This window comes from Acinetobacter sp. 226-1 (assembly GCF_030329325.1).
Taxonomy (GTDB): domain Bacteria; phylum Pseudomonadota; class Gammaproteobacteria; order Pseudomonadales; family Moraxellaceae; genus Acinetobacter; species Acinetobacter sichuanensis.
In genome coordinates this window covers 307,942-315,722 of the sequence record NZ_JACANU010000001.1, presented here as the reverse complement: position 1 = coordinate 315,722, position 7,781 = coordinate 307,942, and the positions used below count along the sequence as shown (strand labels likewise).

Below are 7,781 nucleotides of genomic sequence, written 5' to 3'. Positions count from 1 at the left end.
TTAGAAACTTGGTAAACAACGGTTGAACCTGCTTCTTGTCCTGTTAAAGTTAAATCAAAGTTACGGTCTTGGCTGACAAAGTCATCCGCTTTAGCACCTGTATCTTCATAAGCAGCTAGGCTAATTACCCCTGCTTTTGGTGCAGTTGTATCTTCATCTGAAATGACAGTAACTTTTTGGATACTCGTTGTACTAACATTGCCTGCAACATCACTGACCACCGCTCTAAACTGATAACTCCCATCAGTTAAATTGCTTTGCTTCGCATCCGTATTTACCCATGTTTTACCGCCATCGTTGGAAACTTGGTAAATAATGGTTGAGCCTGCTTCTTGTCCAGTCAAAGTTAAGTCAAAGTTACGATCTTGACTAACGAAGTCATCCGTTGTCACACCTGTATCTTCATACGCAGCTAGGCTAATTACTCCTGCTTTTGGTGCTGTTGTATCGACTACTATCGTTTGTACTGCTGTTGTTGCGGTGTTACCTGCGGCATCACTCACCACTGCTCTAAACTGATAACTCCCATCAGTTAAATTGCTTTGCTTCGCATCCGTATTTGCCCATGTTTTACCACCATCTTTAGAAACTTGGTAAATAACGGTTGAGCCTGCTTCTTGTCCAGTCAAAGTTAAGTCAAAGTTACGATCTTGACTAACGAAGTCATCCGTTTTCACACCTGTATCTTCATACGCAGTTAGGCTAATTACTCCTGCTTTTGGTGCTGTTGTATCGACTACTATCGTTTGTACTGCTGTTGTTGCGGTGTTACCTGCGGCATCACTCACCACTGCTCTAAACTGATAACTCCCATCAGTTAAATTGCTTTGCTTCGCATCTGTATTTACCCATGTTTTACCACCATCTTTGGAAACTTGGTAAATAACAGTTGAGCCTGCTTCTTGCCCTGTTAAAGTTAAATCAAAATCCTTATCTTGACTAACGAAGTCAGTTGCTTTTATACCAGTATCGTGATAATCATTGAGACCAAAAGCCCCAGTTTTAGGTGGAGTAATATCTTTTTCATCATTTGATTTACTACTTCCACCACCACTACTCAAAGCAGCAATAACACCACCTAAACCAGCTGCACCTGCTATCGCCATTCCCCAAGTTGGAATACTAAAAGCACTTCCTGTACTCGTTACTGATGCTAAATCACTTAAAGAACTTAAGGCTAAATAATTAGTTTCTAAGCCTGTTGCTGTTTCTGCAACCTGCATATTCCACAATAAATCCCCTTGCTGTAATGCAAGCTGTGGATTTGGTTGTAAAAAAAAGTCTTGGATAACAATTTGGCTACCATCTTTTAAATGAATAACTAAATTTTGTCCGTCACGTGTCGTATTTGAAATTTGATCAGGTGAAATACCTAATTTAGTAATGGCATTATTTTGACTTAATTTTGTTGTAATCACATTTCCCTGCTGAGAAACTGCAAGGTTTTGCTCAATGCTTTGTCCATTTGCAATATTTACAGACTTGATATCAACCATTTTACTGCCCCTGAATAAATTAATTTTAAATATATTTTTGAAAATATTAGGTTAAACAACATATTAAAAAATGAGTTTTAATGACTGATTAGAAAATCTTTCGTCATCACATTCATTTAGACTTTGCATAAAGTCTGACTAAATCACTTGAAAATAAAAACAAATAAAGTACGGATCATTCACATACTTTATTTAATTTCACTTTGCCCATTAAATGATTGTATTCAGTCAATTAAAACTTGATATTCCCTATTTAGGGATGTTTTTTTATTTGTCTAAATGCTTATTTCTCTTAGAAAGTGAACCACTACACATAAAAAATGCAAAACTTAAGAAATCACACAATCCTACAACCATCAAAAAAAATGTCTAAACTTTCATCTTTATTTTTTTCTTGGTTTAATTTAAAAAAAAATACAAGATAAATATCTTATATTTTAATTATAAAATTAAAGCTTCTCAAAGCTCATTTTTTCTAAAAACTCATAAATAAAAGTGCTATAATACTGCGTTTATAAAATTCTCTTGGGTGACCCGATTTTGTGGTGCCTATTTCAAAATAGTTAGGACTAGCAATGACTGATAATGCAACGATCTTGCAGAATGTACCAGTAGGCAAAAAAGTGGGTATCGCTTTCTCTGGTGGTCTAGATACTTCAGCAGCTTTATTGTGGATGAAACAAAAAGGCGCAGAACCTTATGCATATACTGCAAACTTGGGTCAACCTGATGAAGATGACTATGATGCAATTCCACGTAAAGCAGAAGCTTATGGCGCAGTAAAAGCACGCTTGGTTGACTGCCGCTTACAACTTGCATTAGAAGGTATTGCTGCAATTCAATGTGGTGCATTCCATATCAGCACTGGTGGTGTTCCTTACTTCAACACAACCCCATTGGGTCGTGCAGTAACAGGTACAATGCTTGTAACTGCCATGAAAGAAGATGATGTGAACATCTGGGGTGACGGCTCAACATATAAAGGGAACGATATTGAACGTTTCTATCGTTATGGTTTGTTGACTAACCCTGCTCTTAAAATTTACAAACCTTGGTTAGACCAAACATTTATCGATGAGCTCGGTGGTCGTGCGGAAATGTCACAATTCCTCATCGACAATGGTTTTGACTATAAAATGTCAAAAGAAAAAGCATATTCAACAGATTCAAACATGTTGGGTGCTACTCATGAAGCGAAAGATCTTGAATACCTAAACGCTGGTATCAAAATCGTTGATCCAATCATGGGCGTTGCATTCTGGAAAGATGACGTAAAAATCGAAGCTGAAGAAGTATCTGTAACTTTCGAAGAAGGTTTCCCTGTTGCATTAAACGGCAAACGTATCGAAGATCCAGTCGAATTCATTCTTGAAGCAAACCGTATCGGTGGTCGTCATGGTTTAGGTATGTCTGACCAAATCGAAAACCGTATCATCGAAGCAAAATCTCGTGGTATCTACGAAGCTCCTGGTATGGCACTGCTTCACATCGCTTATGAGCGTTTAGTGACTGGTATTCACAACGAAGATACGATTGAACAATACCGTATTAACGGTTTACGTTTAGGTCGTTTGTTGTACCAAGGTCGTTGGTTCGATTCTCAATCTTTAATGCTACGTGAAACTGCACAACGTTGGGTGGCTAAAGCGATTACAGGTACGGTGACTTTAGAACTTCGTCGTGGTAATGATTACACGATTATGAACACTGAGTCTGAAAACCTCACTTATGAAGCTGAGCGTTTAACGATGGAAAAAGGTGATTCTGTATTTACTCCTATGGATCGTATTGGTCAGTTAACTATGCGTAACCTTGACATCACAGATACTCGTGCAAAATTAGGTATCTATACAGGTGCAGGTTTACTTGCAGTCGGTACAGGTTCTGCTGTTCCTCAGTTAAAAGACAAAAACAAATAATTTTTATTTGATATAAAAAAACCGCTCAAATTTGAGCGGTTTTTTTATCGTACACTTTTTTACTTTATGAAAAATGTTGCTTTATTCAGAATGACTTTCATGAATGGTTTGTTGCTCTTGCTGTTGTTTTTTTAATTCAATTCGGGCTGCTTGTTCCTGACGGATACGGTCATATTCTTTTTGATTTTCTGCATCATTCTTAATAGCGACAAATGCGATCACTATGAGTAATACTGGAATAATGATGCCTAAACTCAAAAGCATAAACAGCTTTTTCTTACTTTTTGGGACTGTTGAGTGCGTCTGAGTCATTCGCTACATTTCCTATATAAAATAGATGTATAAAATAAGTCAGCTACTATAACAAAAAAAATCTATTTAAGCTTGAGCGAAATACAAGAACAGAATTATCCAAAACAGTGCAAATATCGTTCATTCATGCACTTCATTTCATCAGTATCAGAGCAATATGCAGTGCTTTACGATTAAACCTCGATGCTTCAACTTTAAAAATAGATATGGCACTCATTTTGCTTAACAGTATTACATTTTAAAAAAATCGTAATATTGGGGCGACACGTTATGGCTTATGTTGCTAGTGAACTCAGTGCAAGCAAAAAACTATATTTAGGTTTTTGTTCTTTTTTGATTCCTATTTTATTGTGGTGTGCAGTTAGTTATTTACCTTTTATTTGGCATCCTCAAGTTCAGATTACAAACTCAGGAAATGCGACTTTTCTACAAGTAGGTAGCCGAGTAGACAAAGCTATTTTCTATAGTGAAGCCCAAAATGCAGTCAATCATGACCAAGCACCACCTCAAGGAAAATTAGTCAATCCTATTTATTTACCTGCACCACATGAAGTTGCGCTTGCTTTAGTAACTGCCTTTACTACAGCACCAGTACAAGCAGATGCACCTTGGTTTCATCAAAGCTTGTGGCATAGTATTAAAATTGTCTTTACTGCATTTTTTATTTCATCGCTTATTGGCATTCCATTGGGGATTTTATGTGGATTTTCTAAAACAATTTCCCAACTAACCGAACCTTTTGTCGAATTTTTTCGTTATCTACCTGCACCTGCTTTTGGGGCTTTGGCTGTGGCTATTTTAGGAATCAATGATGCACCTAAAATTGCCATTATTGTCATCGGTACACTTTTTCAACAAATTTTGATTATTGCCAATACCACACGTTTAGTTGATAAAAGTTTAATTGAAGCAGGTTTCACACTGGGTACGAACCCATTCAAAAGCTTATTTAATGTCGTAATTCCTGCTGCCCTACCTGATATCTATCGTGATTTACGCGTATTACTTGGTTGGGCTTGGACTTATTTAATCGTGTCAGAACTGATTGGTACGACCTCAGGCATTACATGGTTTATTACTCAACAAGCACGTTATCAAAATTTTGACAATGTTTATGCCGCCATTCTCATTATTGGGGTGATTGGTCTACTGTGCGATGTTGTACTCATGAAGTTAGGGCAACGTCTATTTAAATGGAAATTAGGAGCAAAATAATGAATCATCATCCTCAATACGCGACTGATTTTGATGCAAATGCTTATTTTAATGCAATTTATCAACGTCCTATCATTTTAGAAGCCAAAAAACTCAGCCAAATCTTTAAATATCAGCAACAGGAACGAACGGTATTAAAGCAAATTGATTTAAAAATTCATAAAAGAGAGTTCATTTGTATCATTGGTCCATCTGGTTGTGGAAAATCAACCTTGAGCCGAATAGTTGCAGGACTTGACCCCTATAGTAGTGGTGAAATTTTAGTGGATGGTACAAAAATTCATGGTCCTAGCCCCGAACGCGGTATGGTATTTCAAGGTTATACCTTGTTCCCATGGAAAACTGTCAAAGAAAATGTCATGTTTGGACCACTTATGAAAGGTTCGAGCAATCCTGTTGCCGAAGCTGCTGCACGAGAATGGATTAATATCATTGGCTTAGAAAAATATGAAAACCAATATCCACACCAACTTTCTGGAGGAATGAAGCAACGTGTCGCCATCGCACGAGCATTAGTCAATGAACCTAAAATTTTACTGATGGATGAGCCTTTTGGTGCACTTGATCCACATACACGCCAAAAAATGCAAAAACACCTTATGGACTTATGGCAAAACATTGATATTACAATTATTTTTGTAACACATGATATGGATGAAGCTATTTTATTAGCAGATCGTATTGTTGCATTAAAAGCCAATCCAGGTGAAATCAAAGAAATTATTGAAGTGAATTTACCACGTCCTCGTCATCCAGAATTAATGACAACAACTGAGTTTAAAAATTTACGTAAACGCGTAGACTTTCTGGTACATGCCCAAGAAGATGAAATTGATCCAGCTCTAGAAGATTTACCTAAAATTCCACGTATGACTCAGGTCAGTACACATAAATAAATTGCGTTAAATATTCAGTAGAACACCCCATGCAGGTTGTTTATCGACCTGCTTTTTTTCACAAACATCATAATCATTTGGAATAGATTACAAATTTCATGCATTGAAAGTACTTATTTTTTATTACTATTCCTCACTATAAATAAAGAAAAGATTAAAATATGAAGGTACAAAAACATGTCTAAAATCCAATTTTTAAAATATAGCCTTATCATTTATCTATTAGACATTTCTGTCTCTTTTGCTGCTATCGATACGGAACTTGAGCACGTCATCCAAACGGTGAGCTACGCTTTTAACGTCCAAGATGTTCAAACGATTCGACAATATATTCACCCACAATATGGTTATATTTATTGGAATAAAATTGGGGTACCAATCAATCAAAGTTTTTATACGCGTTCAGAATTTTCATTTCCTCAATACGAAGCGAATGGCTCAAATATGTGGTTTTATCAAGCACCTAAAGCCAATCAAAAACTGATCAAAAGCACACAGCTGCCCACAATGGACTGTACCTCTTGGAATAAATCAGGTTTATTTTATACCACAAATAACCATAAGCCATTTTCAGGGTTAAGTAAGAATAATCAAGATATTATTGAAATGTCTCAGCAAGAACTCAATCTAGAACTTAAAAAAATCTTACCCTTTGAAAAACAATTAGTTGAGTTACAGTATGTAGGCAAGAGTAAAGATATTGGTGATGATATGCATCTATTTTTCAGCAAAATTAATGGAAAATGGTATTTTTCTGCACTTGATAACGCAGGAAATTGTGATGCTTAAAAGTTAAAATTCTTTAGGTAAATATCATGCTGAGCTATATTTTTTTGATGATTTTGGCTTATTTTATAATCATGTGGTTATTTGCACTGATTTATGCCAATGAGAATAATTTTCCAACTACATTTTTGGGCAATACACTCTCTCCAATCAAGCAATTTTGTTTAGGGATTTTTTATTTTCCATTTCAACAATTAAAACGCATCATCAAAGCAATTATAAAATTTCTTATTGAAGTTCTCTTTGAAATGATTTTCATGGGAATTCTACAGTTGATTTGGTTTCTCATTCGAGGATTCTTTATGCTTATTTTTAGAATTTTTGATGCCTAAAGATGACTGCTTATTTAAATCTAACTTGAGCAAAGATTACATCAGAACAAAACCATCATGTTTAAAATCGCTATTCCTATTTTTCTATTATTATTGGCAAACACCATACGTGCTGAAATCAAAACGTTTCAGCCACAATTCCCTCAATTCTCAAATAATGAAAAAGCGAGAAAAATCAATAATCAACAATACTTTTTAGGGCATGCAACATTTCAAAACAATGTCAGTATTCCCTTTTATGGTGTCACCGCACTGAATCCTGTCGATGATGGTTATATTGCTCGAATTAAAAAATGTGATGCTCAGTCTTGTCATTTTAATTTTAACTTAGACGAAAATTTAGCTAAGCGACTCAAGCTTCTAAGTTTACCTGAACTTGGTGTCGTTCTTGTTCCTCGACATTGGCAAGACATCCAAACAGATGCTGGAGCAAATGGAACAGGTTCAAGTTTGCTCATGAGTCCAGATCATCAAGAAGCCATTACACTTTATGATTCTTCAGTTTGTGCAGGTTGTGGTTATCCTTCAGCAAGTTTATATTTCCCACAATTGCTTAAACAAAGTATTGAATATGAATATGGTGGTATGCAAGACTCTCATAAAAAGTTAACTTTGGTTTATCCCAATAAAAATACTGCATTTTTTAGTTATCAAATTGCAAAGCAAAAGACTAAAACGCATGGTGTCGCAAAATATAGCAATGATGGTGATTTTAATTTTCGCAATATTCATGTGACATTGAATCCAAATAACCAGCAATTAATGCGTCCGATTTTAAATTTTTATCATGCTACACATTAACAACTTGAAATCCCTTTAAAAATA

The 7,781-nt window shown here is 35.7% G+C and carries 7 protein-coding genes; 5 read left to right on the top strand and 2 right to left on the bottom strand.

Going from position 1 to position 7,781, the window contains the following annotated elements; translation table 11 throughout:
- On the bottom strand, positions 1 to 1,496 hold a 1,496-nt coding region (locus HX124_RS01465), incomplete at its 3' end, for an Ig-like domain-containing protein (protein ID WP_286381727.1).
- A gap of 575 nt (positions 1,497 to 2,071) precedes the next feature.
- Here HX124_RS01465 and argG point away from each other — a divergent pair.
- Positions 2,072 to 3,415, top strand: coding sequence for an argininosuccinate synthase (gene argG, locus HX124_RS01460; protein ID WP_286376221.1), 1,344 nt, complete (start codon positions 2,072 to 2,074; stop codon positions 3,413 to 3,415).
- 81 nt (positions 3,416 to 3,496) lie between these two features.
- Here the strand turns inward: argG and HX124_RS01455 are convergent, their stop codons facing one another.
- On the bottom strand, positions 3,497 to 3,727 hold the full coding sequence (locus tag HX124_RS01455; protein ID WP_107007518.1) for a hypothetical protein: 231 nt from the start codon (positions 3,725 to 3,727) through the stop codon (positions 3,497 to 3,499).
- Positions 3,728 to 3,997: 270 nt separating this feature from the next.
- Between HX124_RS01455 and HX124_RS01450 the strand changes: the two genes are divergently transcribed.
- The 4 genes from HX124_RS01450 to HX124_RS01435 all read left to right on the top strand — a co-directional run bounded on the left by HX124_RS01450 (position 3,998) and on the right by HX124_RS01435 (position 7,757).
- Positions 3,998 to 4,942, top strand: coding sequence for an ABC transporter permease (locus HX124_RS01450; protein ID WP_286381726.1), 945 nt, complete (start codon positions 3,998 to 4,000; stop codon positions 4,940 to 4,942).
- On the top strand, positions 4,942 to 5,838 hold the full coding sequence (locus HX124_RS01445; protein WP_107007516.1) for an ABC transporter ATP-binding protein: 897 nt from the start codon (positions 4,942 to 4,944) through the stop codon (positions 5,836 to 5,838). Before HX124_RS01450 ends, HX124_RS01445 begins: the two co-directional genes overlap by 1 nt.
- 177 nt (positions 5,839 to 6,015) lie before the next feature.
- Positions 6,016 to 6,627, top strand: coding sequence for a hypothetical protein (locus tag HX124_RS01440; RefSeq protein ID WP_286381725.1), 612 nt, complete (start codon positions 6,016 to 6,018; stop codon positions 6,625 to 6,627).
- 386 nt (positions 6,628 to 7,013) lie between these two features.
- A complete protein-coding gene (locus HX124_RS01435) occupies positions 7,014 to 7,757 on the top strand; it encodes a DUF4850 domain-containing protein (protein ID WP_286381724.1) in 744 nt (247 codons plus the stop codon).
- The last annotated feature ends 24 nt before the right edge of the window (positions 7,758 to 7,781 follow it).